The organism is Pontibacter akesuensis (assembly GCF_001611675.1).
In the GTDB taxonomy this organism is placed as follows: Bacteria; Bacteroidota; Bacteroidia; order Cytophagales; family Hymenobacteraceae; genus Pontibacter; species Pontibacter akesuensis.
Window position 1 is genome coordinate 1,305,569 of record NZ_CP014766.1, and the last position, 26,223, is coordinate 1,331,791.

Annotated in this window: 22 protein-coding genes; 16 read left to right on the top strand and 6 right to left on the bottom strand. The window is 52.0% G+C overall.

Annotated elements, in window-relative coordinates; all coding sequences use genetic code 11:
* The first annotated feature begins 64 nt into the window (after positions 1 to 64).
* The 9 genes from A0W33_RS05380 to A0W33_RS05420 all read left to right on the top strand — a co-directional run bounded on the left by A0W33_RS05380 (position 65) and on the right by A0W33_RS05420 (position 7,932).
* Positions 65 to 619: an NADH-quinone oxidoreductase subunit B gene (locus A0W33_RS05380; RefSeq protein WP_068837211.1), complete on the top strand. Its 555-nt coding sequence runs from the start codon at positions 65 to 67 to the stop codon at positions 617 to 619.
* A 4-nt stretch (positions 620 to 623) separates the two neighbouring features.
* Positions 624 to 1,130, top strand: a complete 507-nt coding sequence (locus A0W33_RS05385; protein ID WP_068837212.1) for an NADH-quinone oxidoreductase subunit C — start codon at positions 624 to 626, stop codon at positions 1,128 to 1,130.
* A gap of 57 nt (positions 1,131 to 1,187) precedes the next feature.
* The gene (gene nuoD / locus A0W33_RS05390; protein ID WP_068839949.1) at positions 1,188 to 2,432 is read left to right on the top strand and encodes an NADH dehydrogenase (quinone) subunit D; all 1,245 of its coding nucleotides are present in this window, start codon (positions 1,188 to 1,190) and stop codon (positions 2,430 to 2,432) included.
* Between the two features lie 58 nt (positions 2,433 to 2,490).
* Positions 2,491 to 3,024 (top strand): NADH-quinone oxidoreductase subunit NuoE family protein, encoded by a 534-nt coding sequence (locus A0W33_RS05395; protein WP_068837213.1) that lies wholly within the window; start codon positions 2,491 to 2,493, stop codon positions 3,022 to 3,024.
* A gap of 125 nt (positions 3,025 to 3,149) precedes the next feature.
* Entirely contained in the window at positions 3,150 to 4,496 is a 1,347-nt protein-coding gene (gene nuoF, locus A0W33_RS05400; protein ID WP_068837214.1) for an NADH-quinone oxidoreductase subunit NuoF, read from the top strand.
* A gap of 267 nt (positions 4,497 to 4,763) precedes the next feature.
* Entirely contained in the window at positions 4,764 to 5,744 is a 981-nt protein-coding gene (locus tag A0W33_RS05405) for a 2Fe-2S iron-sulfur cluster-binding protein (protein WP_068837215.1), read from the top strand.
* A 3-nt stretch (positions 5,745 to 5,747) separates the two neighbouring features.
* Positions 5,748 to 6,815, top strand: coding sequence for an NADH-quinone oxidoreductase subunit NuoH (gene nuoH / locus A0W33_RS05410; protein ID WP_068837216.1), 1,068 nt, complete (start codon positions 5,748 to 5,750; stop codon positions 6,813 to 6,815).
* An 84-nt stretch (positions 6,816 to 6,899) separates the two neighbouring features.
* The gene (locus A0W33_RS05415) at positions 6,900 to 7,409 is read left to right on the top strand and encodes a NuoI/complex I 23 kDa subunit family protein (RefSeq protein WP_068837217.1); all 510 of its coding nucleotides are present in this window, start codon (positions 6,900 to 6,902) and stop codon (positions 7,407 to 7,409) included.
* 4 nt (positions 7,410 to 7,413) lie between these two features.
* Positions 7,414 to 7,932, top strand: a complete 519-nt coding sequence (locus A0W33_RS05420; RefSeq protein ID WP_068837218.1) for an NADH-quinone oxidoreductase subunit J family protein — start codon at positions 7,414 to 7,416, stop codon at positions 7,930 to 7,932.
* 67 nt (positions 7,933 to 7,999) lie between these two features.
* Here A0W33_RS05420 and A0W33_RS05425 read toward each other — a convergent pair whose 3' ends face one another.
* Positions 8,000 to 9,040 carry a DUF6929 family protein gene (locus tag A0W33_RS05425; RefSeq protein WP_082815138.1) on the bottom strand — a complete coding sequence of 347 codons (1,041 nt, stop codon included), beginning with the start codon at positions 9,038 to 9,040 and terminating at the stop codon, positions 8,000 to 8,002.
* Between the two features lie 253 nt (positions 9,041 to 9,293).
* Here A0W33_RS05425 and nuoK point away from each other — a divergent pair, with 253 nt between their 5' ends.
* The 4 genes from nuoK to A0W33_RS05445 are packed head-to-tail and all read left to right on the top strand — an operon-like array spanning position 9,294 to position 14,516.
* Positions 9,294 to 9,623 carry an NADH-quinone oxidoreductase subunit NuoK gene (gene nuoK, locus A0W33_RS05430; protein WP_068837219.1) on the top strand — a complete coding sequence of 110 codons (330 nt, stop codon included), beginning with the start codon at positions 9,294 to 9,296 and terminating at the stop codon, positions 9,621 to 9,623.
* Between the two features lie 40 nt (positions 9,624 to 9,663).
* Entirely contained in the window at positions 9,664 to 11,628 is a 1,965-nt protein-coding gene (gene nuoL / locus A0W33_RS05435) for an NADH-quinone oxidoreductase subunit L (RefSeq protein WP_082815139.1), read from the top strand.
* A gap of 15 nt (positions 11,629 to 11,643) precedes the next feature.
* A complete protein-coding gene (locus A0W33_RS05440) occupies positions 11,644 to 13,095 on the top strand; it encodes a complex I subunit 4 family protein (RefSeq protein WP_068839952.1) in 1,452 nt (483 codons plus the stop codon).
* A 38-nt stretch (positions 13,096 to 13,133) separates the two neighbouring features.
* Positions 13,134 to 14,516 (top strand): NADH-quinone oxidoreductase subunit N, encoded by a 1,383-nt coding sequence (locus A0W33_RS05445; protein WP_068837220.1) that lies wholly within the window; start codon positions 13,134 to 13,136, stop codon positions 14,514 to 14,516.
* Between the two features lie 611 nt (positions 14,517 to 15,127).
* On the opposite strand, the gene aspS is transcribed toward A0W33_RS05445, so the two are convergent.
* Positions 15,128 to 16,888 carry an aspartate--tRNA ligase gene (aspS, locus tag A0W33_RS05450; protein ID WP_068837221.1) on the bottom strand — a complete coding sequence of 587 codons (1,761 nt, stop codon included), beginning with the start codon at positions 16,886 to 16,888 and terminating at the stop codon, positions 15,128 to 15,130.
* A gap of 75 nt (positions 16,889 to 16,963) precedes the next feature.
* Positions 16,964 to 17,857 (bottom strand): glycerophosphodiester phosphodiesterase, encoded by an 894-nt coding sequence (locus tag A0W33_RS05455; RefSeq protein ID WP_139237211.1) that lies wholly within the window; start codon positions 17,855 to 17,857, stop codon positions 16,964 to 16,966.
* A gap of 84 nt (positions 17,858 to 17,941) precedes the next feature.
* On the opposite strand from A0W33_RS05455, the gene A0W33_RS05460 reads away from it, so the two are divergent.
* On the top strand, positions 17,942 to 19,576 hold the full coding sequence (locus tag A0W33_RS05460) for a glycosyltransferase family 39 protein (RefSeq protein WP_068837223.1): 1,635 nt from the start codon (positions 17,942 to 17,944) through the stop codon (positions 19,574 to 19,576).
* A 569-nt stretch (positions 19,577 to 20,145) separates the two neighbouring features.
* On the opposite strand, the gene A0W33_RS05465 is transcribed toward A0W33_RS05460, so the two are convergent.
* Positions 20,146 to 20,529 carry a lysozyme inhibitor LprI family protein gene (locus A0W33_RS05465; RefSeq protein ID WP_068837224.1) on the bottom strand — a complete coding sequence of 128 codons (384 nt, stop codon included), beginning with the start codon at positions 20,527 to 20,529 and terminating at the stop codon, positions 20,146 to 20,148.
* Between the two features lie 6 nt (positions 20,530 to 20,535).
* Complete coding sequence (locus A0W33_RS05470) at positions 20,536 to 20,931, bottom strand: GtrA family protein (RefSeq protein WP_068837225.1); 396 nt, start codon at positions 20,929 to 20,931, stop codon at positions 20,536 to 20,538.
* 247 nt (positions 20,932 to 21,178) lie between these two features.
* Here A0W33_RS05470 and A0W33_RS05475 point away from each other — a divergent pair, with 247 nt between their 5' ends.
* On the top strand, positions 21,179 to 22,090 hold the full coding sequence (locus tag A0W33_RS05475; protein WP_068837226.1) for an ABC transporter ATP-binding protein: 912 nt from the start codon (positions 21,179 to 21,181) through the stop codon (positions 22,088 to 22,090).
* 3 nt (positions 22,091 to 22,093) lie between these two features.
* Here A0W33_RS05475 and A0W33_RS05480 read toward each other — a convergent pair whose 3' ends face one another.
* Entirely contained in the window at positions 22,094 to 22,453 is a 360-nt protein-coding gene (locus A0W33_RS05480) for a four helix bundle protein (RefSeq protein WP_068837227.1), read from the bottom strand.
* Between the two features lie 61 nt (positions 22,454 to 22,514).
* Between A0W33_RS05480 and A0W33_RS05485 the strand changes: the two genes are divergently transcribed.
* Entirely contained in the window at positions 22,515 to 26,147 is a 3,633-nt protein-coding gene (locus tag A0W33_RS05485; protein WP_068837228.1) for a M1 family aminopeptidase, read from the top strand.
* Positions 26,148 to 26,223: the final 76 nt, after the last annotated feature.

The window sequence follows — 26,223 nt, forward strand, 5'->3', positions numbered from 1 at the left end:
AGCGCATTTGTGTTGCATTTACGGGCGACGCACTGCCTGCATGTAAAAACAAACTATCCTTGAAATGAGCGATTCAAATAACGATATTAAGCTAGTAGACGCGCCAGACGGTATTTCCGGTGCAGGTTTCTTTGCCACATCATTCGAGAAGGTAATCGGTTTGGCCCGCAAGCACTCGCTTTGGCCTTTGCCTTTCGCCACCTCTTGCTGTGGTATCGAGTACATGGCCACCATGGGCTCCAATTACGATATTTCCCGCTTCGGTTCGGAGCGCCCAAGCTTCTCCCCACGCCAGGCAGACATTCTGATGGTGATGGGTACGATTGCCAAGAAAATGGGCCCTGTGGTAAAGCAGGTATACGAGCAGATGGCCGAGCCACGCTGGGTGATCGCGGTGGGAGCCTGTGCATCTTCCGGTGGTATTTTTGATACGTACTCTGTGCTGCAGGGTATTGACCGCGTGGTGCCGGTGGACGTGTACGTACCAGGTTGCCCGCCTCGCCCAGAGCAGATTCTGGACGGCTTGATGCGCGTGCAGGACCTGGCAGAAAACGAATCGCTGCGCCGCCGTAACTCTCCGGAGTACCAGGCATTGCTGGCCTCTTACAACATTAAATAAGCAAATGGAGCTTACGAACGAAAACGTACTCGGCAAAATCATCAGTAAGTTTGGGGAAGAGAACATCTGGGACGCTTTTAGCCCGGATGGCATCATGACGATCACCACGAACCGTGCATCGATCATCGAGCTGATCCAGTACCTGCGCGAAGACAAGGAGCTGGACATCAGTTTCCTGACTACGATGTGCGGTATCCACTATCCTGATTTCAAAGATAAAGAACTGTGCGTGATGTACCAGTTGCACAGCCTGCGCCATAACTACCGCATCCGCATCAAGGTGTTTATGCCTGCGACCGATGCCGTTATGCCCACGCTGACGAACCTGTACTCCGCCGCGAACTGGATGGAGCGGGAGACTTTCGACTTCTACGGCGTGCAGTTTACGGGCCACCCAAACCTGACGCGCATCCTGAACATTGAGGAGATGGAGTACCACCCGATGCTGAAGCAGTACCCACTGGAAGACCAGACGCGGGAAGACAAGATAGATACCTTTTTCGGACGTTAAGCCAGTTTGGCTGCCGGCACTTACCAATTGCGCGGCAAACAACCTAAGAAACTAAAAATGGCTACTGAACATAAAACCGCCGAGCTTACCGAGCTGGAGCAGTTCCGCAAAGACAACGGACTTGCCCTGCGCGACGAGCCGCAACTTACCACGCTGAACCTGGGCCCGACACACCCGGCAACGCATGGCATTTTCCAGAACATCCTGCAGATGGATGGGGAGAAGATTATGGACGCTGTGCCTACGATCGGCTACATTCACCGTGCCTTCGAGAAAATAGCAGAGCGACGTCCGTTCTACCAGATCACGCCGCTCACCGACCGCATGAACTACTGCTCGTCTCCCATTAATAACATGGGATACCACATGACGGTAGAGAAATTGCTCGGCATTACCGTACCGAAGCGTGCGCAGTACATCCGTGTGATCATGATGGAACTGGCCCGTATCTCCGACCACCTGATCTGTAACTCAATCCTGGGCGTGGATTCCGGTGCCTTTACGGGCTTCCTGTACGTGATGCAGGAGCGTGAGCACATCTATGATATTTACGAGGAAGTATGCGGTGCCCGTCTGACGACGAACATGGGCCGCATCGGGGGTATGGAGCGCGACTTGTCGCCGAAAGCCCTGCACCTGATCGACGAGTTCCTGAAGCGCTTTCCGAAAGTATGGGCAGAGTTTGAGAAAATGTTCACCCGCAACCGCATCTTTATCGACCGCACCACTGGTGTGGGTCCTATTTCAGCAGAGCGAGCGCTTAATTACGGCTTTACAGGCCCGAACCTGCGTGCTGCTGGTGTTGATTATGATGTGCGTGTGATGAACCCGTACTCGTCTTACGAAGACTTCGAATTCGAAATTCCGGTAGGCTCTAACGGCGATACGTATGATCGCTTCCTGGTGCGCAACGAGGAAGTATGGCAGAGTTTAAAGATCATTGAGCAGGCTTATAAAAACCTGCCAGAGGGATCTTACCACGCCGATGCTCCGCATTACTACCTGCCTCCGAAGAAGGAAGTATACACCAGCATGGAAGCGCTGATCTATCACTTTAAAATTGTGATGGGCGAGATTGACGCACCGGTTGGTGAAGTATACCACAGCGTGGAAGGCGGCAACGGCGAATTGGGCTTCTACCTCATCAGCGACGGTGGCAGAACGCCTTACCGCCTGCATTTCCGCCGCCCTTGCTTTATCTATTACCAGGCCTACACCGAGATGATCAAAGGCGGCCAGCTGGCTGACGCGATCCTGACCCTGAGTAGCCTGAACGTGATTGCTGGCGAGCTGGACGCTTAAACATTTATCATATACCATTCAACATTAATCCATACTTAAGGATTAGTGACAAATAAAAATGGCAGAGACACTAAACGAAGTAACGTTTTCTGACGCGGCGATGGCCGAGATACAGCGCTACATCAGCCACTACCCAGAGGGTCGACAGAAATCTGCGCTACTACCTATCCTGCATATCGCGCAGGCTGAGTTTGGCGGTTGGGTAAGCCCGGAGGTAATGGACAAGGTTGCACAGATCCTGGACATTCAGCCAATTGAAGTATACGAGGTAGCTACTTTCTATACCATGTTCAACCTGAAGCCGGTGGGCAAGCACGTGCTGGAAGTATGCCGCACAGGCCCTTGCTGCCTGCGCGGTGCCGACCAGCTCATCGAAACCCTGAAGCAAAAGCTGAACATTGAGGAAGGCGAAACATCGGCCGACGGCATGTTTACGCTGAAGCCGGTGGAGTGCCTTGCCTCGTGCGGAACAGGCCCGATGCTGCAGGTGCGTGAAGTATTTTACGAGAACATCGATAGCGAGCAGCGTGTGGATGAGTTCCTGGAGATGATGCGCAGCAAGGAGCACGAAACGCCAACCTGGGCACAGTAACATAGACATTGTGACAAAAGACCGGTAGACGAAAGACTTTTTTGACGAAAGACTTTTTTAGAGTCACTCTTTTGTCCTTTGTCACAAAATCCTTTGTCAATTAAACAGCTATACATCCTGCTACAATGGGACTGAAAATATTAACTGAACATATCAACGTACCCGGCATCGAAACGCTGGAAGTGTATCGTAAGCACGGCGGCTACAAATCTGTAGAGAAGGCCCTGAAAACGATGTCTCCGGAAGAGGTGGTGGAAGAGGTAAAGACCTCCGGCCTGCGTGGCCGTGGTGGTGCCGGCTTCCCGACGGGTATGAAATGGAGCTTTCTGGCCAAGCCGGAAGGTGTGCCGCGTTACCTGGTGTGCAACGCCGACGAATCAGAGCCGGGCACTTTCAAGGACCGCTGGTTCATGGAGAAAAACCCGCACGCACTGGTAGAAGGTATGATCACCTCCAGCTACGCATTGGGAGCCAATACTTCTTATATCTACATCCGCGGCGAGTTGATGTTTGTACTGCGCATCCTGGAGAAAGCTATCGCTGAGGCGTATGCTGCCGGTTTGCTGGGCAAAAACATATTCGGCTCAGGTTACGACCTGGACCTGCACGTAGCTCCGGGTGGTGGTGCTTATATCTGCGGTGAGGAAACTGCCTTGCTGGAGTCTTTGGAAGGCAAGCGTGGCAACCCGCGCAACAAGCCGCCATTCCCGGCGGTGAAAGGCCTTTTCCAAAGCCCAACGGTGGTGAATAACGTGGAAACAATCGCCTCTGTTCCCTGGATCGTGAACAACACGGGTGCCGAGTATGCAAAAATAGGTATCGGCCGTAGCACGGGTACGAAGCTGATCTCTGCCAGCGGCAACATCAACAAGCCGGGTGTGTACGAGATTGACCTGGGTGTGCCGGTAGAGGAGTTTATTTACTCTGATGAGTATTGCGGCGGCATCTGGAAAGGCAAGCAACTGAAAGCGGTGGTACCGGGCGGATCTTCCGTGCCGATTCTGCCTGCGGAGTTAATCCTGAAAACAGCAGCCGGTGAGCAGCGCCTCATGAGCTACGAGTCTTTATCAGACGGTGGTTTTGTGAGTGGCTCTATGCTAGGTTCCGGTGCCTTTATCGTGTTTGACGAAGACCAGTGCATCGTGCGCAACACGTGGAACTACTCCCGCTTCTATCACCACGAGTCATGCGGCCAGTGTAGCCCATGCCGCGAGGGTACGGGCTGGATGGAGAAAGTGCTGCACCGCATTGAGTACGGCCACGGCCATCCGCAGGACATCGACCTACTGGTAAGCGTTGCCAAGCAGATTGAGGGTAACACCATTTGCCCACTGGGCGATGCAGCCGCATGGCCGGTAGCCGCCGCTATCCGCCACTTCCGCGACGAGTTTGAATGGCACATCAAACACCCGCGAGAGGCAACAGCCCCGGGAGCGGTGTACAGAGGCCAGCTAGACGCGGTAACAGCGTAGTTTTAGACTTAAGAATCAAGACGTAAGACACAAGACTTTAGGCCTTCAAAGGCAGCTTTGATCTATCGTCTTCATTTATGCCATCTTCTTTATGTCATCTTTGAAAGATCTTAGTGGCGGAGCGCGACGGCAGTTGCGACTAGCAAACAAGGTCCTTTCAGTATGACAAATGAAGAAGGTTAATCAATATATAAGTATAGCTTAAATCGTTTGCTGTTCTGCTTTCATCGAAAAACGAACAACAAATAACGAACAACGATATCTAAAATGGCTAAAGTAACAATTGACGGCATAGAGATAGAGGTAGAAGACGGAACTACCATTCTCCAGGCTGCAAGAAAAATCGGAGGCGACATCGTCCCTCCTGCCATGTGTTATTATACTCCATTGAAAGGCAGCGGCGGCAAGTGCCGTGTGTGCCTGGTAAAAGTAACGCAAGGCTCCGCCAAAGACACACGCCCGATGCCAAAGCTGGTTGCCTCGTGCATCACGCAGGTGCAGGACGGCATGGTCGTGGAAAACACCACTAACGAAGAAGTGCTGAATGCCCGCAAAGGCATTGTGGAAATGCTGCTGATCAACCACCCACTGGATTGCCCTATTTGCGACCAGGCCGGTGAGTGCAGCCTGCAGGACCTGTCATACGAGCATGGCGTGAGTGCCGTCCGTTACGAAGAACAGCGCCGTACCTTTAACAAAGTAGACATTGGACCATACATACAACTGCACATGACGCGCTGCATCCTGTGCTACCGTTGCGTGTACACGGCAGATCAGATCACGCCTGAGCGCGTGCACGGTGTGCTGGGTCGTGGCGATGCTGCGGAGATCGGTACCTATATTGAGAACGTGGTGGGCAATGAGTTCTCGGGCAACGTGATTGATGTATGCCCGGTGGGCGCGTTGACAGACAAAACCTGGCGCTTTAAGAACCGCGTGTGGTTTACCAAACCGCTTGATGCGCACCGCGACTGCCCTACCTGCTCAGGTAAGGTAACGCTTTGGGCGCGTGGCGAGGAGGTGCTCCGCGTAACGGCTCGCAAAGACCAGTACAACGAGGTGGAAGAGTTTATCTGCAATACCTGCCGCTTCGACAAGAAAGAGATGAAAGACTGGACGATTGAAGGCCCGCGCCACATCGAAAGTAATTCTGTAATTTCGGCCAACCATTACGAACTGCCGGTGATTAACGTGCCGATCGTACCGAACTTACCATCATCTACCAAGAAAAACCTGCCGCAGGAATAACATATGGAGTCTGTAGACCTAGTATACAAGGGAATTTACATCCTGGCGATTTTTGGAGTAACGTTGTTGATAGCGACCTATTCCACCTACTTTGAGCGTAAAATAGCCGCTTTCATTCAGGACCGCGTTGGGCCTAACCGCGCTGGTCCTGCCGGTTTGCTGCAGCCGCTGGCCGACGCCGGTAAACTATTCTTCAAAGAAGACTTTATACCTGCAAAGTCAAGCAAGGCGCTATTTATACTCGGCCCAGGCATTGCGATGCTGGTGGCTACCATGTCCAGCGCTGTGATTCCATTTGGCGATGTGCTGTTGATTGACGGCCGTGAGCTCTGGCTACAGGCGATTGAGGTAAATATAGGTGTGCTGTATGTGTTCGGTGTGGTATCGCTGGGCGTGTATGGTCTGATGATCGGTGGATGGGCGTCTAACAACAAGTTCTCGCTGCTGGGTGCTATTCGTGCCGCATCGCAGAACATCAGCTACGAACTGGCTATGGGCCTTTCGCTGATAGCTATCCTGATGATGACGGGCTCCCTTTCACTGCGCGAGATCGCGGCGCAGCAGGCAGGTTTTAACTGGAACATCTGGTACCAACCGCTGGGATTCATCATCTTTTTGGTGTGTGCCTTTGCAGAGTGTAACCGTACGCCTTTTGACTTACCTGAGAGTGAGGCCGAATTGATCGGTGGTTACCACACAGAGTATGGCTCCATGAAACTGGGGATGTACCTGTTTGCAGAGTATATCAACATCTTTGTGGCATCTGCTGTGATGGCTACCTTATACTTTGGCGCCTACAACTTCCCGTTCATGTTTGAGTTGGAAGCCTGGTTGGTAGAAGCTACTGACAGTGTGGTGACAGCAAACAACATCGTAACGATGCTTGGCGTGGGCGCTATGTTCACGAAAATCTTCCTGTTCATCTTCTTCTTCATGTGGGTACGCTGGACGCTTCCGCGCTTCCGCTATGACCAACTAATGAAGCTGGGCTGGCAGATTCTGATCCCGCTGGCGATTCTAAACATCCTGCTGACAGGTGGCGGAATTCTGCTGAAAGACTATTTATTCTAAACTATAGTACCGAAATTTGAATGTTGCTGGCAAGTTACCTGTTATAGGGGAAATAGCTTTGCAACACGCATAATCGACATATAAATGGAACCACTATCCAATAGAAGAAAGAATATAGAGAAACTGCCGATGACATTCGCGGAGCGCGCGTATTTGCCTGCTATCGCCCAGGGACTCGGCATTACCTTAAAACACTTCTTCAAAAAGAAAGCGACCGTACAGTACCCGGAGCAAACCCGCGAGCGCAGCGAGCACTGGCGCGGCCTGCACGTGCTGAAGCGCGACGAGAACGGCGCAGAGCGCTGCACGGCCTGTGGTCTGTGCGCCGTGGCCTGCCCTGCCGAAGCCATCACCATGACGGCTGGCGAGCGAAAAGCCGGCGAGGAAGGACTGTACCGGGAGGAGAAGTATGCGGTAACATACGAGGTGAACATGCTGCGTTGCATTTTCTGCGGCCTTTGTGAAGAAGCGTGCCCGAAAGCGGCCATCTTCCTGCAGGACGATAAAATTGCCCCGGCCCGTTACGAGCGCGACGAGTTTATCTACGGCAAAGACCGCTTAGTTGAGCCTCTTAAAACCACTGAAACAAAATAACCCGATGACCGAGAGTCTTTTCTTCTTTCTTGCTTCGCTGACACTGCTTTGCGCCCTGATGGTGGTGATCTCCAAAAACCCGGTGCACAGCGTCCTGTTTTTGATCATTACGTTCTTTACCATCTCCGGCCATTATATCCTGCTCAACGCGCAGTTCCTGGCTGCGGTAAACATTATTGTGTACGCCGGGGCAATCATGGTGCTTTTCCTGTTCGTGATCATGTTCCTGAACATGAGTAAGGACTCTGAGAAAAGTGTTAAGACCTCCACCCTAAGCAAGTTTGCTGGTACCATTGCCGGTGGTTTGCTGTTCGTTATACTTATCGCTGCCCTGAAAGACACTAGTGTTATGGGCTATGATGCGGCTGTGTATGACTCGCAGGTGGGCATGGTGGAGAACCTTGGCTTTGTGCTGTACACGCAGTACCTGCTGCCATTTGAGCTCGCTTCGGTGCTGTTCCTGGTGGCCATGGTGGGCGCCGTGATGCTGGGTAAGAAAGAAAAAGGCGAAGCGCACTTCTAGCGTTCATCGTTATACTTAAAACAAAAGAGCCTGCTTTCATGAAAGCAGGCTCTTTTGTTTTATAAGGTTACTGCACCTGCAGTTGCACCTCCAGCAACTCGGAGTGTCCCAAGTCATCATCCGACACCACTACCACCTCATACTGCCCCTGCTCCTCTCCTGCCAGCACCACCAGCGACTCAGCCTTACCCAGGTAAGGAGAACCATCCGAGTTCTGAATCAGAACCGTTGGTACATTTAACGGGTTGTTTGAATCCGTGGCATACGGCAGCGCGTTCAGGTCGATTACCCCAATGTAGCTGCCCAGTACTTCGCCGTCTTCGATGGCGTTTGGTGTATCCTCGACGGAGGCGGTGAAAAAAAGGCGGTCCCCTGACGCATAAGCGCCAGAAAAGCTGGCTTTGTTCTGCCCCATAGCAGGCAAGGTAAAGTGGTATACCGCAGCGGCAGGAATCTCGGCACCTTCCATCACAAAACGCTTGAAAGCATCCGCATCCAGGCGAATCAGCACATTCGCGCCTCCCCCGGCAGGGCGCTGCAGCAGGTACACATAGGTTTTGTCGAGTGCCAGCCCTTCCAGATTCAGTTCTCCTTCCGTCTCCAGTTTCAGCACATGCTTCAGAAAAGTATAAAACCGGCTCATGTCCAGTTCCCGCACCGCGTTCCCTTCGGACAGGTTCACCAGAAAGCCCCTGTTCCGCGCTTCGCTGGCGCCGGAGCCCAGCAAAAGCAGCATTTCGTCACGGCCATAGGTAAAATGCGCCATACTTTCCAGGTCGGGTTTGGAGGCTTTGGGAATGCGGCCGGAGGAAAATTCTGCTGTATCGAACAGCGCGTGCTGCTCCAGCAACTGAAACTGCTCATTCAACTTGTACAGAAAGGGCGAATCATCTCCCATTATATAATAACTGTCCTGCACCCGTTCCACCCCCGAGGCGGATGGGATGTTCTGGTAAAAGTACTTGCGCTGTGTGGTGGCGGTTAGGTTCAGTGTTTTCATGCGTTCCAGGGCTGGGGCTGCGGTATCCGAAGTTTCAGGTACGTCTGTTTTGCAGGAGGGCAACAGAAACAACAGGCAGGCAAAGCATAGCAGGTAAGGATATTTCATGGTTTATGTAGCGTTCCATCCTAGCTACGCAAGGCTGGCTCAAAAGTATAAACGGGCAAGTTGGTGGCAGCAGGAAGCTTAGAGTGCCAAGGCCGCAAAAAAAGCCATTTTAAGCACAAAAAAGCATAAGTTGGGTACCAGTTGCCCCTGAATAAGAATAGGAAATATGTTATGGTTTTTAAGAAAATGGGGATAACTTTGCGTCTTGATTTTTGGACTTAAAGTAAAAGCGTAATTCGTTCAGCCCAACAAAATGAACAATATACCTGAGGTCATCAGAACCGTTCCTTTAGAATACTACCTCTTTTTTAGTGCGGCCTTATTTGTAATCGGTGTTATTGGAGTGCTCACGCGCCGCAATGCCATCGTTATTTTCATGTGCATCGAGCTGATGCTGAATGCTGTGAACCTGCTGCTCACTGCCCTTTCCGCTTACCGCGCGGATGCCAATGCACAGGTTTTCGTGTTCTTCATCATGGCCGTAGCGGCCGCCGAAGTATGCGTGGGACTGGCCATTATTGTGATGACCTACCGCAACATCCGCTCTACTGATGTACAACTGCTGAACTACCTGAAGTGGTAGCAGCCCTCCCAAAATCGACTAGCCTAAAAAACTTATACTGATGCAAGAGATTGTAATGCCGCTTAACAACCAGGGAATGGCACTGCTCTGTTTGCTTGTTCCGTTGCTGCCGCTTGCCGGCTTTATCATCAACGGACTGGGCAACCGCACGATCCCAAAGGGCCTGGTAAGCTTTATTGGCTGCAGCACTGTGCTGGCCTCTTTCCTGATCACCGCATATATTTTCCTCGACTTTACCGCAAACGGAAGCCGCGCCTATACTGTTGATTTCTATGACTGGATATCGGTAGGCAGCATGCAAATCGGTTTCTCGTTCCTGATTGACCAGCTCACGCTTTTCATGATGCTGATGGTAACGGGAATCGGCTTCTTCATCCACCTGTACTCGGCCGGCTACATGAGCCACGACGAGAACTTCGGGAAGTTCTTTTCCTTCATCAACCTGTTCATGTTCTCCATGCTGCTGCTGGTGATGGGCTCTAACTACGTGATGATGTTCGTGGGCTGGGAAGGCGTGGGCCTTTGCTCTTACCTGCTGATTGGCTTCTGGAACAAGAACACCAACTACAACAACGCCGCCAAGAAAGCCTTCGTGATGAACCGCATCGGTGACCTAGGTTTCCTGCTGGGCATTTTCCTGATCTTCATGACCTTTGGTTCTGTGTCTTACCCTCAGGTTTTTGCGGAGGCTGCAGGCTACACAGGTGGTATCGATTCTACCGTGATGATTGCCATTACGCTGCTCCTTTTTGTAGGTGCGATGGGTAAAAGCGCGCAGCTGCCGCTGTTTACCTGGCTGCCAGATGCGATGGCGGGTCCTACGCCTGTTTCGGCCCTGATACACGCGGCAACCATGGTAACGGCCGGTATTTATATGGTGGTTCGCTCAAACGTATTATACGCACTGGCTCCTACCACCATGGAAATCATTGCCATTGTTGGTGTAGCCACGGCAGTGCTGGCGGCTACCATCGGTCTGGCGCAAAATGATATCAAGAAAGTGCTGGCTTACTCCACCGTATCGCAGCTGGGTTACATGTTCCTGGCGCTGGGTGTGATGGCCTTCTCCTCTTCGCTGTTCCACGTACTCACGCACGCATTCTTCAAGGCGCTGCTGTTCCTGGGTGCCGGTTCTGTGATTCACGCCATGAGCAACGAGCAGGACATTCGCAGCATGGGTGGCCTCCGCAAGTACTTGCCTATCACATTTGTTACTTTCCTGATCGGTACGCTGGCCATTGCCGGTATTCCTCCTTTCGCGGGCTTCTTCTCTAAAGATGAGCTGCTGGCGCATGTGTGGGAATACAACAAAGTGCTGTGGGCACTGGGCATGCTGGCCTCTTTCATGACCTCGTTCTACATGTTCCGCCTGGTGTTCCTGACCTTCTTCGGTACGTTCCGGGGCACAGTAGAGCAGAAGAGCCACCTGCACGAGTCACCGATCTCTATGACGCTGCCGCTTATCGTGCTGGCGATACTTTCAACCGTGGGTGGTTTCTTGGGGATTCCGGCCGTGTTCGGTGAGAACAGCCATGTACTGCAGAACTACCTGGCTCCTATTTATACTTACGCCCGCGTAGCAAACGCCGCCGCTGTAGAACCGCTTCACCTGGACCACGCCACCGAATGGATGCTGATGGGCTTATCCGTGGGTGTGGCCGTAATCGCTGCCATCATTGCCTATGTCATGTACGTGAGCAAGAAAACAGTTCCTGCCACAGAGGGGACCAAGCTTGCCCCGCTGCATAACCTGGTGTACCACAAATACTACATTGACGAGTTATACAATGCCATCATTGTTCGCCCGATCATGTGGCTGTCGGGTGTTTTCCACCGCGTGCTGGATGTGGTGGTAGTGGATGGCATTGTGAACAGCTTTGGCAGGCTGACCATGCTAAGCGGCCGTACGCTTCGGTTTGCGCAGAGCGGTGCTATTGGTTTTTACCTGCTCGTGATGGTGTGCAGCATCGTGCTGATTCTATTTTTAAACTTCTTTATCGGATAAGGTTCCTAGCAGATGATCATTACAGCTCTATTACTTTTCTGGCCTGCCTTAGCCGCACTTATCGTGTTGCTCATAAAAGGACAGGGTGCTAAGAAAGTGGCTTTTGTAGCAGCGCTCGTTGAGTTTGCACTTGCATTGGTGGCCCTGACTAGCTTCAACACGGAACTTGGCACCACACAGCTTGCCCTTAGCACGCCATGGGTAGCAAGCGCCGGCATTAACTTCAGCATCGGCATGGATGGTATCAGCCTGCTGATGGTGTTGCTGACTACCTTCCTGGTGCCGCTCATCATTCTTTCCGCTTTCAAGCACGATTACAAGAACCCGAACGCTTTCTACGCCCTTATCCTGTTTATGCAAACTGGCTTGATCGGTGTATTTGTGGCGCTTGATGCATTCGTATTCTACTTCTTCTGGGAAGTAGCCTTGATTCCGATCTACTTTATCGCTGCTGTTTGGGGCGGGGCGAACAGAATTCGTATTACGTTCAAGTTCTTTGTGTACACCATCTTCGGATCGCTGTTCATGCTGGCTGCGTTTGTGTATTTATACTTGCAGACGCCGGGCACACACTCATCCGATGTAAACGCGTTCTACCAGTTGGCGCTTTCCAGCGAGTCACAAAGCTGGATCTTCTGGTTCCTGTTTATCGCCTTCGCCATTAAAATGCCGGTGTTCCCGTTCCACACCTGGCAGCCCGACACCTATACCGAGTCGCCCCCTCAGGCTACGATGCTGCTTTCAGGCATCATGCTGAAGATGGGAATTTACGGTGTGCTGCGGTGGTTGCTTCCGGTGGTGCCATTAGGAGTAAGCCAGTGGGATGAGCTGGTACTTGTACTTTCTATCATCGGTATAGTATACGCCTCCATCATCGCCATCCGCCAAAGCGATCTGAAGCGCCTGATCGCCTACTCCTCTATCGCCCACGTGGGACTGATTGCGGCGGGTATCTTCACGCTGAACGAGCAGGGCCTGCAAGGTGGCGTTATTCAAATGCTAAGCCACGGTATTAATGTGGTAGGCCTGTTCTTTATCATCGACATTATTTTCAGCCGCACACAGACACGCGAGATCATTGGTCTGGGAGGTATCACGCAAAACGCGAAAATGCTTTCCATCTTCTTCATGATCCTGCTGCTGGGCTCGGTGGCACTGCCGCTTACAAACGGCTTTGTTGGTGAGTTCCTACTGCTTTCCGGTGTGTTTCAGTACAACCCATGGTTTGGCGCTGTGGCTGGCTTAACGATTATACTTGGTGCGGTGTACATGCTGCGCATGTTTCAGGGTGTGATGTTCGGCACCAAATCGGAGCTGACGCAGCACTTTACAGACCTGACGCTGAACGAGAAGGCCGTACTGATTCCGCTGGTGGTGATGGTGTTCTGGATCGGTTTATTCCCGAATACTTTCCTGAGCATTTCAGAGCCCGCGGTAAATAACCTGCTGACCATCATTAACCGCTAGGCAGCTAAAGAGAAACGTTTTTACAGAAATACGACGACATGACTTCGATCATACTTCTATCTGTTTTCGGCATCATAAACCTCTTTGTAGGATTTATGAAATCAAAGAAGGTCTTACTGCCCCTGTCGCTACTGTTTTTAGTGGTGGTGTTTGGCGTAAACCTGCTGAGCTGGAACGATACGCAGAGCTACTTCAACAACATGCTCACCATCGATAATTACGCGGTGGCGTTTACAGGCGTGATGGTGCTTTCCACGCTCCTGCTTTTGCCTTTCTCCCAGCGCTACGTAGACAAGGAAGATGCGAACCTGGCAGAGTATTATACCCTGCTGCTTTTCGCGCTGGTGGGCTCTATCATGATGGTGGGTTACGAGAACCTGCTCATGCTTTTTATTGGTGTTGAGATTCTATCCATTGCGATGTACGTACTGGCCGGCAGCGACAAGTCGAGCCTGCGCTCGAACGAAGCCGCGCTGAAGTACTTCCTCATGGGCTCCTTCTTTACCGGCATCATGCTGTTCGGTATTGTGATGATTTACGGTGCAACGGGTACTTTTAACGTTGCCGAAATTGGCGCTGTGGAAGTGGCCGCTGATGGCTTAATGAGCACTATGTTTATACTTGGCATGCTGCTGCTGATCATCGGTATCTCGTTCAAAATCTCTGCCGCCCCTTTTCACTTCTGGGCTCCTGACGTGTACGACGGTACCCCAACCTTCTTCACAGCCTTCATGTCGACAGTAGTGAAAACGGCTGGTGTGGCTGCCTTTTACAAGCTGATGGTGGCCGCTTTCGCCGCTGCTTACATCACCTGGTTCCCAACGCTAATCGCCATTACGGTGCTGACGCTGATTGTTGGTAACGTGGGCGCCGTAGTACAGACAAGTATGAAGCGCATGCTGGCTTACTCCAGTATCTCGCACGCCGGTTATATGCTGATGGCGCTGATTGCTTTCAACCAACTGTCTGATTCCTCTATCCTGTTCTACTCTGTAGCCTATGCGTCGGCAACTATCGCTGCCTTCGGCGTACTGAAAATGGTACAGGATCAGCGCGGCAGTGCAGCATACGAGGCATTCAACGGCTTGGGCAAAACAAACCCGCTGCTTGCCTTCGCCATGACTGTGTCCATGCTTTCGTTGGCTGGTATTCCGCTCACGGCAGGATTCTTCGGTAAGTTCTTCGTGTTTACTTCAGTGCTGCAGAACCCTGACTTGCTGTGGCTGGTTGTTTTGGCTGTGATTCTGGCTGCTGTTGGTATCTACTACTACTTCCGGGTAGTGATTGCGATGTACATGCACCCTGCTGAAAACCGTGAAGTAATACAGGTAGGTAGCTTTACCTCCTTCACTCTTATCTTCATCACCATCCTGACTATTCTACTGGGCATAGCGCCTGCCCTGGTAAGCGACTTACTCTAGCATAACTACACTTCACAGGAACAGCGGCTGCCTTGCAAAAGGCAGCCGCTGTTGTTTTATAGATCAATCTCGTGGATCAGCAAAGACTTTGCGATATCCAAAGGTTACGCGAGTGTCCGGCTACAAAGCTACTCCACCAGACGCACGCAGGAGCTGCGCACGCTGCGAGGTCTTACCTACACTGCGCCTGCTCAAAAGACCTCGCGGTGTCTTTAGACCCGCGAGCGTCTGTAGGATCAGCTGTTCCGATTTCCTCCCATCCCGCAAATCCTAGAAATCCTGATTCGGATAACAGGTGCACGATTGGAAAGGTCGCGACCTGTCCCTACAAACTAATATCAAACGGTATTGCCATGCATTTACCCATCCAAGTATAAAAACTGTAGCACCAGTCATTCCCGCTACACAACCCCCAATCAACACCACTTATCCACATATCCACACTACTATAAGCAAAGCAGCCTAAAATGGTGGATAAAGGGCACTTTTATACTTCAATCCACACAGTTATCCACATTTTAAACAACAGCATGTATGAAATGTGGATGAAAAACAAAGGCCTGCCGCTGAAATCAGCGGCAGGCCTTCTATAGCTTGTGGAAAAACGACTGTTACCCTTTCGGAAGGTTTTTCATGTTTATGTGTAACTCATCGAGCTGCGCTTCAGAGATTGGGGCTGGTGCATCAATCATCACATCACGGCCGGAGTTATTCTTCGGGAAGGCGATGTAGTCACGGATAGAGTCGGAGCCACCGAACAGGGAGCACAGGCGGTCGAAGCCAAAGGCGATGCCACCGTGCGGCGGCGCCCCGTACTCAAACGCGTTCATCAGGAAGCCAAACTGAGCCTCTGCCTCTTCTTTGGTGAAGCCCAGTAAGCTGAACATTTGCGACTGCAGGGTGCGGTCGTAGATACGGATAGAACCGCCGCCTACTTCCACGCCATTAATTACCATGTCGTAGGCATTGGCACGAATAGCACCCGGGTTGCTCTCGATCAGGTGCAGGTCCTCCGGCTTTGGCGACGTGAACGGGTGGTGCATCGCGTGGTAACGCTGCGCCTCCTCGTCCCACTCCAGCAGTGGGAAATCAACCACCCATAGCGGAGAGAATACATTTTTATCGCGTAGGCCTAGGCGTGTGCCCATTTCCAGGCGCAGTTCATTTAACGCTTTGCGTGTTTTATCTGCTCCACCGGCAAGTATAAGTATAAGATCGCCTGGCTTTGCATTCAAAGCGTTTGCCCACTCCTGCAGGTCTTCAGGAGAGTAGAATTTATCAACAGATGATTTCACGCTGCCGTCTTCGTTTACGCGGGCGTAAACCAGACCAGTGGCGCCAATCTGCGGACGCTTCACAAAATCTATTAGTTCGTCGAGTTGCTTGCGGGTGTAGGAGGCGGCACCTTCAGCACAGATACCAACTACCAGTTCGGCGTCGTCAAATACTTTAAAGCCTTTGTTTTTTACCAATGGGTTCAGCTCCACAAACTGCATTCCGAAGCGCGTATCCGGCTTATCAGAACCGTAAAGGCGCATGGCATCTGCGTAGGTCATACGCGGCAGCTTCTCAATGTTCACGTCCTTCACCTGCGCAAACAGGTGCTTGATAAACCCTTCGAAGGTGTTCAGGATATCCTCCTGCTGCACAAACGACATTTCGCAGTCAATTTGCGTGAACTCCGGTTGGCGGTCAGCACGCAAATCCTCGTCACGGAAGCACTTCACGATCTGGAAATATTTATCGAAGCCCGACACCATCAGCAGCTGTTTAAAGGTCTGCGGCGACTGTGGCAGGGCATAAAACTCACCTGCGTTCATACGGCTCGGAACCACAAAATCGCGGGCACCTTCCGGCGTAGATTTGATCAGGTAAGGCGTTTCTACTTCGATGAAGTTCAGGCCATCCAGGTAGTTTCGGGTTTCGCGCATCATGCGGTGGCGCAACTCCAAGTTGCGACGAACAGGCGTGCGGCGCAGGTCCAGGTAACGGTAGCGCATGCGCAGGTCGTCTCCGCCGTCTGTCTCATCCTCAATCAGGAAAGGCGGCAGTTTAGCCGGGTTCAGTACCTCTATCTTAGTTACCTGCAGCTCGATGTCGCCGGTAGGTATTTTATCGTTTTTAGAATGACGCTCAATGACTTTACCAGTGGCTTGAATCACGAACTCACGGCCCAGGCTGCGGGCCTGCTGCATCAGTTCAGTGGCGGTGATGCCTTCGTCAAGAGACAGCTGTGTGATGCCGTACCGGTCGCGCAAATCAATCCACAGCATGCCGCCCTTGTCGCGGAGGCGCTGCACCCAACCGGTTAAAATTACCTCTTCGCCAACATTGGCCAGGCGAAGCTCGCCACAAGTATGAGTTCGGAACATAGTATGATGTACTTCTATAGTTTGATACAAAGGTAATAATCTTGCGCCGCGTTTGCTCCCTGGCGCTGAAAGAACTTACTCCAGCAGGTCACGTGCCGCAGCCACGTTGTCTACTTGAATGGCGTCCGGCTGCATGTTGATCATCTTGGCGATGCGGGAGCGGGACTTCCCGCCGAACAGCGCTACCTGCAGTCCCAAAGCTTTCGCCTGCTGCACCTGCGCTTCGCTCACGTTGCGTCCGTTGGCGCAAATACCCTGCAATTTATACTTCTGAATTGTCTGCAGCGCCTCGTCGAACGAGCCGCCGGTGTCCAGCATGAGCTGCGCCTGTGGCTCTACCTCACGAAAGGCCATCAGGAAATCAGGATTGGGCGAGATAAACACCAGCTGCTGCACCGGGTAGTTATACTTGCGGAGCATCGCCAGCAGCGTTTGGGCATAGTTTAGATGACGCTCCGGCTTCTGGTTGCGCAGGTCCAGGTGCAGGTACGGCAGTTCCGGATAAGTAGCAAAACGTTGCAGCATGGCTTCTAACGTGATGATCTCCTCGTCCTGGAAAAGATCGTAGCCGAAGCCGCCAGTATACTTCAACCCAATTACCTCATTAGCCGACAAATCATCTATAAAGCCCGTCGCGGCGGTACTGCTCTCCAGCGTTGGATCGTGGTACAGCACCGGCACCCCGTCCTGCGTCAGCTGCACGTCCACCTCCACGCCATCTGCGCTGTGCTCCTCCACCGCCTGCAAAATAGAGGCCATACTATTGGAAGGCAGCGGGTTGAACGGATTAAAGGGCGACATGAAGCCGGAACCGGCATGGCCAATCACCTGCACATCGGTATGCACTATCTTGTCGTGCCGGTACAGCAGCCAGCCACCGAGAGCCAGGCCAAACAGCACAAATGCCAGCACCGCGAGTTTTACCTTGCGCGGCACCTGCCGCTTCGACATGTGGTGTACAGTAGCCAATTGTAAAATTTATGATTAAACAACGAAGGTAACACAGAATCTTTATAAATACTCTTAATTTTGCGATCGCACAAACACAGCCAGATGTCCGGAACTCCGAAAACAACCTTCACCAAAATATTCACGGCAGACGCCGCCACGCTGGGTCAGCCGCAGGAGCGTTACCTTATTCCGCTTTCCACTGTTCTGCTAATTGCGCTAGCCATACGCTTGATAGCTGCTTTTTTCTCCAAGGGCTTTGCTTTCAGCGACGATCATTTTGACGTGATCACCATTGCCCAGGGATGGCTGGACGGGTTCCCGCTGTGGCTGAACGAGCCGATGCCGCCGCGCCACAGCATGCTCTACGTGCTGCTGCATTATGCGCTGTTTTACGTGATGGAGGCAATGGGCATTTTCAGCCCGGAGGTGAAGATGACGGTAGTGCGCCTGATCCACGCGGTTTATTCGCTGCTGGTAGTATACTTTGGCTATAAGTTAACAGAGCGGTTATCGAACAGGGCCAACGCGCGGCTGGTGGGCCTGATGCTGGCGCTGATGTGGTTTATGCCCTTCATGAGCGTGCGCAACCTGGTGGAGATGGTGTGTATTCCACCTTACCTGGCTGCCTTTTACCTGATGGTGCGCGAAGATCAATCGGAGCGGAAACGCGTGATGCCTTACTTTTGGGCAGGTGTACTGTTCGCGCTGGCATTCGTGTTCCGCTACCATACGGTGCTGTTCGGCGCGGGTGCCGGCCTGGTGCTGCTTTACAAGCGCCAGTGGCGCAAGGCCATAGCCGTTCTGGTTGGATTTGCCGTAGCCGCCTTCCTGATCCAGGGCACAATCGATATCATCTTCTTCGATTACCCTTTCCACTCCATTGTAGCTTACTTCCTGTATAATACCGAGCATGCCTATGGCTACAGCACGGGACCCGTTTACCGCTTTGCCCTAACCATACTTGGCTTCCTGGTGCCGCCGGTGAGCGCGTTCCTGGTGGTGGGTTATTCGCGCACGGCAAAGCTGGCACCGAAGCTTTTCTGGGGTGGTTTGATCTTTTTCGTGGCGCACTCGCTGTTCCCCAACAAGCAGGAGCGCTTTATACTTCCATTGCTCCCCCTCATCATGGTGCTCGGCGTGATCGGATGGCAGAGCTTTGTGCGCCAGTCGGCTTTCTGGAACAAGCGCCGCAAACTGCTGGCTGCCTGCTGGGGCTTTTTCTGGGTGCTGAACCTGCTGGCTACCGTGGGCATGGCTTTTACCTATACCAAGAAAAGCCGCGTGGCGCCGCTGGTATACTTATCAGACAAGCCTGACGTGGATGGCGTGGTGCTGGAGTTCGGAAACCACAGCGTCAAAACTCCTCCCCTCTTTTACCTCGGCCGCCCCAGCGTGGTGTATGATAAGTATGTAATCGATGAGGACATGGTGTGGGAAGAATACCTGCAGGGGCAAAAGCAATTGCCGGAAAACTTTGTGATGGTGTATACCCTGAACGAAGACAAGACCCAGCAGGAGTTCAACGAAGAAATAACGGCATCGCCCTACAAAGCAGATTATGTAGCAGTTATCGGTACCGATGACATGGAAGAGCGCATGGCCCGCCTCCACGAATTCTACCCCAACCTCAAGTTAGATCATACTATCTCTCCTTCCCTCTATGATAGGGTGCTGCACCTGCTCAACCCGCGTGTGCATAAGAATGAGGTGGTGCAGATTTATGAAGTGAAAGAGTAGAGGAAATTGTTTTGATGGGTGTACTGGCGCAAGTCTTTGGACTTGTGTCCTGGTATGATGTTGAGTTTGTAACTCTACTGGCTTGAAAAGCCACACTTTCATAGTTGCTGCTTATTACAACTAGAAACAAGCTATTTTTTCTAGCCACTGCTGATCCTCTAGCTCCCAAATACCTACTGTTCCACCTCTGGCTTTGGAGCGCTCACGGCCGCGGGGCCCTGTCCTCGGGCATCGCGCTGGAACCTTTTCTTTGCTCGCTGCGCTTTGCAATCCCGCTAGCGCGGGACCGAAAAACTCCATAGGCGCTCAACCCAAGGACTGGAATCGGTTCAGATGCCGATGGCTCATGCTATGCAACGAAGGCTAAGTCCCCCTTTGAAGGGGGCAGGGGGATGTTCCTGCTACTACAGGAACTCCCTTCCTTAAATAAGGAGGGGTTAGGGGTGGATTATTCAGAGCAACCCAAGCTACCGCGTTTATAGTTGCAGAATCTAGCACTCCCTCCCCTGTTTTTTGGAAAGGGCTGGGGAGGAATTATCGCACATACTTTAACTTCGCCTGAAACAACACTACTTATCATCAACCTCCTCCAGTATGGCTTTCAATTCTTTGGTTCTGTTCTGCGTCAGTTCTGTTTTGCAGGTATACAGCATCAGGGGCATCATGGAGCCACCTTCGTAGAACTGCTCGTACAGGCCGCAATGGCTGTCTCTTACCACCAGCCAACTCTGCTGCGCCATTACCAACAGTGTCTTTGCCTCTGCACTTAATTTTGGTATGATCGCGTTGTACACGTCGTTCAGCGCCTTATCTGCCTGCTGGTAGGCTTCGGCGGCACAACGGTTCATTTCCAGTTGCGTCTGCGCATTTCCACAGTCTACCACTGCCTTCGTCTGAGCGCATGCCGGCACACTTATACTTAACAGCAGGATTACAAGGAAGTTATACTTCATACAGGCCTACCGCGTGAACGTGTAAATATAATTGAGGGAAAAATTCCAGAAGAAAACGAGCACGATGGCGCAGAACTTGGCCACGTAAAAGTTAAGCCTGCTCCGCTCAGTGAGCAGGTAGATAATGAAGTTATTCAGCAGCAACCCTACCAGTGCCACCACCAGGAACTTACCGTACTGCATGCCTATTTCCGGGTCGGCGCTGTTGAAGGTCCAGATGCGGTTGAGGTAGTAATTGCTGGCGCTGGCCAGCAGAAAGCCTAAGCTGTTGGCCACGTACTTGTTCCAGCGCAGCTTCTCCTTGGCCAGGTACGTCACCCCAAAGTCAAGCAGCAGGCCGGAAAAGCCCACCACTCCAAACTTAAAGAACTTGAAGAAAAGGTTCTGTAAACTCTCTGACATCCAGTTAATGCTTTGCGTTCTGCACCGGCTACAGCACAGGCGCTACAAAAGTAACAGACTTATGGCAAGAGACAAATCCTTCCGCTTTTGAATCTGTGCCTGAACACTGAATATCACCAGGCACAGGCCACTGGCCACGTTCGTTTCTGTCGACAAAAGGCCTTGGTTGGTATAGTTTATTTTTATATTCGATTTGTATTAACTTACTTCAGAAGGTGCATTTCTAACGCATAACATCAACATCTATATGGAATTAGTTATACAAAACCTCTCCAAGACCTATCCGAACGGAACAAAGGCGCTAAAGAGCATCAACCTGACCATTCCGAAAGGCATGTTCGGTTTACTTGGCCCTAACGGTGCCGGAAAATCATCGCTGATGCGCACCATTGCCACCTTGCAGGAGGCCGACAGGGGCAGCATTATGCTGGGTAGTATGGATGTGCTGCGGGAGAAGGAGGAAATGCGCAAAGTGCTGGGCTACCTGCCCCAGGAGTTTGGCGTTTACCCAAAAGTATCGGCAGAGGAAATGCTGGATCATTTTGCTGTACTCAAAGGCATCAGTAACTCCAAAGAGCGCAAAGAGGTGGTGCAGGCGCTGCTGCAGCAAACAAACCTGTACGATGTGCGCAAGAAGAACCTGGGCGGCTACTCCGGCGGTATGAAGCAGCGCTTCGGCATTGCACAGGCCCTGCTCGGCAACCCGAAGATCATCATTGTGGATGAGCCAACCGCTGGCCTCGACCCTGCCGAGCGCAACCGCTTCCATAACCTATTGAGCGAGATTGGCGAGAACATCATCGTTATACTTTCCACCCACATTGTGGAGGACGTGACAGACCTTTGCCGCAATTTTGCCATCATCAACAAAGGTGAAGTGCTGCTGGAGGGCGACCCGCTACAAGTGATCGACAGCATCCGTGGTCGCATCTGGCGCAAGTTCATCAACAAAGACGAGCTCGTACAGCACCAACTGCAACATGAGGTAATCTCCTCCCGCCTCTTCGCTGGCAAAACTATTATTCACGTGCTCTCCGAAGTACAGCCAGGGCCAGAGTTCGAAGCCGTGGCACCAGACCTGGAGGATGTATACTTCAGCAAGATACACGAGACAGCGCTGCGCGACCAGACTTCGTCTGCCCACGCAATTATGAATTAGAAATTATGAATTATGAATGGACTTGGTGGTGAGCAGGATGCTGCTTAGAAGCTTTTTCAGTTCAATCGCATCCTGATGTACGGATTCGAACGAAGCAGCAGAAATAAAGTCACTGTCTTTTAGCAGCCTTAGCCAGTAAATGGTCTCCCTGGTTTCTTTTGCCGCAATGTTCAACTTGTTGATGAAATCAGCTCTGGAACTGGCAGCAACAGCTTCCTCCACATTGGCTCCGATGGATGTACCGCTTCGCAGCACCTGCTTTGAAAGAATAAACTCCTTCTTTTCAGAACAGAGGTGCTTGTAAAGCTTCACAACGCGAAGCGCAAAGGCATACGATTTATCCGCCACAACATTTTCTTTCATACTTCATCATAATTTGAAGCAAGACACAAATTAATAATTCATCATTCATAATTATTAGAAGATGTTCAAAGAGATATTCCTTTTCGAGCTGAAGTACAGGCTCAAGCGGCCTGCGACTTATATATACTTCGTGCTGCTGTTCCTCATGGCCTTCCTGGCGATGATCAGTTTAGCGGGAGCCTTTGGTGGTGGCGTAATTATTGGTGATGTGAGTGGTGGCAAGGTATTCGCCAACTCACCTTACCAGATCAACTGGATCGTGACGGTGCTAAGCTGGTTTGGCGTGCTGATTACCTGCTCCATGATGGGCACACCCATTTTCCGCGACTTCGAGCATAAAACACACTCACTCTACTATACCACACCAATAACCAAGGCAGGTTATTTATTCGGCCGTTTCTGGGGCTCTTTTCTGATCACGCTGCTGGTATTCCTGGGAGTAGCCGCAGGTGCCATGGCGGGCACGATAATGCCAGGAATAGAGGCCGAGAAGATCGGGCCGTTTAACCTGATGTGGTACCTGCAGCCCTACCTGACCATCATTATCCCGAACCTGCTGCTCACCGGTGCCATCTTCTTTACGCTGGCAACGCTTACCCGCAGCGCGCTCTCCATCTATGTGGGCGGTGTGATTTTCCTGGTACTCTACGGTGTCTCCAACAGCCTCACCGGCGACCTCGACAATGAGATGCTGGCCAACCTGCTGGACCCGATGGGCGCCTCTGCCATTTACTACACTCAGCGCTACTGGACCACAGCCGAGCGCAACACGCTCATGCTTCCGTTCAGTGAGCACATTCTGCTTAACCGCGCGCTTTGGGTAGGTATTGGGGTGGCCTTGCTGGCATTCTGCTACTTCCGCTTCAGCTTCTCGTTTGCGAACAAGGGATTCAAGCTTTTCCGCCGCCGTAGCAGCGCCGAAGAGGTGGGCGCCATCCTTCCTTCCGAGCGTCTGAAGCTGCCGAAAGTACACCAGCATTTCTCCTTCAACCTTAGCTTTAAGATGTTCCTCAAGCTCACCAAGCTGGAGTTCAAGGGCATCGTAAAGAGCGTTTACTTTATTGCGATTGCCGCTGCCGGGGTGCTTTTCCTGTTCGTGGCTGGCGCACAGGTAGGCGAGCTGTACGGTACCACGGTTTACCCCGTTACCTCGTCGGTGCTGATGGTACTGAACGGTACCTTTGCCCTATTCTTCCTGATCATCATCACCTTTTACGCCGGGGAGTTGGTGTGGCGCGAGCGCGACAACCACCTAAACCAGATCTACGATGCGCTGCCGATCCCGAACTGGGTTCCCTTCGTCTCAAAACTGACGGCACTCGCCCTGGTACAGGTGGTGCTGCTGTTCGTTATCATGCTGTGCGGCATCATTATCCAGACCACCAAAGGCTACTACAACTACGAGTTTGGCATCTATTTCAAAGGACTGTTTGGCATACAGCTGATTGACTATGTGCTGCTGTGCGTGCTGGCGATGCTGGTGCAGGTGATCGTAAATAACAAGTACCTTGGCCATTTTGTGATGGTGGTGTACTACCTGCTCAACATCTTTAAAGGCCAGTTGGGCTGGGAGCACAACCTCTACTCTTTCAACTCCGACCCCGGCATTACTTATTCCGCCATGAACGGCTACGGGCATTTTGTATGGCCCTTTACAGTGTACAAAATCTACTGGGGCATATTTGCGCTGCTGCTGGCGGTGCTGGGCAACATGCTGTGGGTGCGTGGCTCTGAGTCGATGCTGAAGTGGCGCTTTAAGTTGGCGGCCCTACAGCTCAACCGCCCTACTCTTACCATGACGGGCGTGGGCATGGCACTGTTCCTGGTAACGGGCGGCTACATTTTCTACAACACCAATATCCTGAACAAGTATCAGACCTCTGATGAGCAGGAAGAGCAGCAAGCTAATTTTGAGAAGACTTACAAGAAGTATGACGGCATTCCGCAGCCACGCATTACAGGTGTAAAGCTGAATGTGGACATTTACCCGGAAGAGCGCAACTTTGCGTTTGAGGGGCACTTCTGGCTAAAGAACAAAAACCAGCAGCCCATCGACTCCATCCACATGATGCTTAGCGACAGAGCCGGTGTGAAGCGGCTGGAGTTTTCAAAAAAGGCAAAACTGGTGCTCCACGATGAGGACAACAACTACTACATCTACAGGCTGGCGAAGCCGCTGCAGCCCGGCGACTCCCTGCAACTGAACATGGACCTGTTTTATGAAACAAAGGGCTTCCGCAACAGCGGCTCTAACACCGGCATCGTGTACAACGGCACGTTCATCAACAGCGAGTACCTGCCGAAAATCGGCTATCAGTCCGGATTTGAGCTGAGCCAGGACGATGTACGCAAGGATTATGGTCTGGCACCTAAGCCACGCATGGCTGATGTGGCAGACTCCACTGCCCGCATGAACACCTACATCAGCAGCGAAGCCGATTGGATTGACTTTGAGGCCACGGTAAGTACGGTGGAGGACCAGATTGCCATTGCGCCCGGTTACCTGCAGCGTGAGTGGAAGGCAAACGGCCGCCGCTTCTTCCATTACAAAATGGATGCGCCCATACTTAACTTCTACGCGTTTCTTTCGGCAGATTACGCTGTGAAGAAGGATAAATGGGTGGGCAAAGACGGCAAGGAAGTCGCCATCGAGATTTACTACCACCCGGGCCACGAGTACAACCTCAACCGCATGATCAAGGGGGTGAAGAAGTCGTTGGATTACTTTACCACCAACTTCAGCCCGTACCAGCACCGCCAGGTACGCATCCTTGAGTTCCCGGGCTACCAGACCTTTGCGCAAGCATTCCCGAACACCATTCCGTTCTCGGAGGCCATCGGCTTTATTGCCGATGTGGATGACAAAGATCCGGAAGATATTGACTACCCTTTCTATGTAACCTCGCACGAGGTGGCGCACCAGTGGTGGGCGCACCAGGTAATCGGGGGCAACGTGCAGGGCTCGGTGCTGATGTCGGAAACGATGAGCCAGTACAGCGCCCTGATGGTAATGAAGAAGGAGTATGGCGAGGAGAAGATGAACAAATTCCTGGAGTACGAGCTCAACACTTACCTGACCGGAAGAACAAGCGAAACGAAAAAGGAACTGCCCCTGTACCGCGTCGAGAACCAGGGCTACATCCACTACCGCAAAGGCAGCCTCGTGATGTACGCGCTGGCCGACTACATTGGAGAGGAAAAACTGAACGCCGCCCTGAAGCAGTATGTGCAGAAAGTCGCCTTTCAGGAGGCGCCTTACACCAACTCGCTTGAGCTTATGAAGTACATCCGCAGTGCCACGCCTGATTCGCTGCAGTACCTTGTCACCGATATGTTCGAGAAAATCACCCTTTATGAGAACAAAACAAACGAGGCGACTTACGAGAAACTGAAGGACGGCAGGTATAAAGTGAAGCTAACGGTGGATGCCAAAAAGTGGTACGCCGACAGCCTGGGCTCTGAAAGCGAAGCCCGCATGGACGACTGGGTGGACATTGGCGTGATTGCCCGCGAGAAAATAAACGGCGAGTGGCAGGACAAGCCGCTTTACATGCAGAAGCACCAATTGAAGTCAGGCGAGAACACCTTTGAGTTTATCGTGAAGGAGAAGCCGCAGAAAGCCGGCATCGATCCATACCACATTTTGATAGACCGCAACCCGGACGATAATACAAAGACATTGACAGCTAGCTAACAAACACCCCCTGTCAATTTAGGCGCATGAATTAAGGTGAGAGTTAAACGTGTCGCCTATCAAAAGCAGAAGCCAT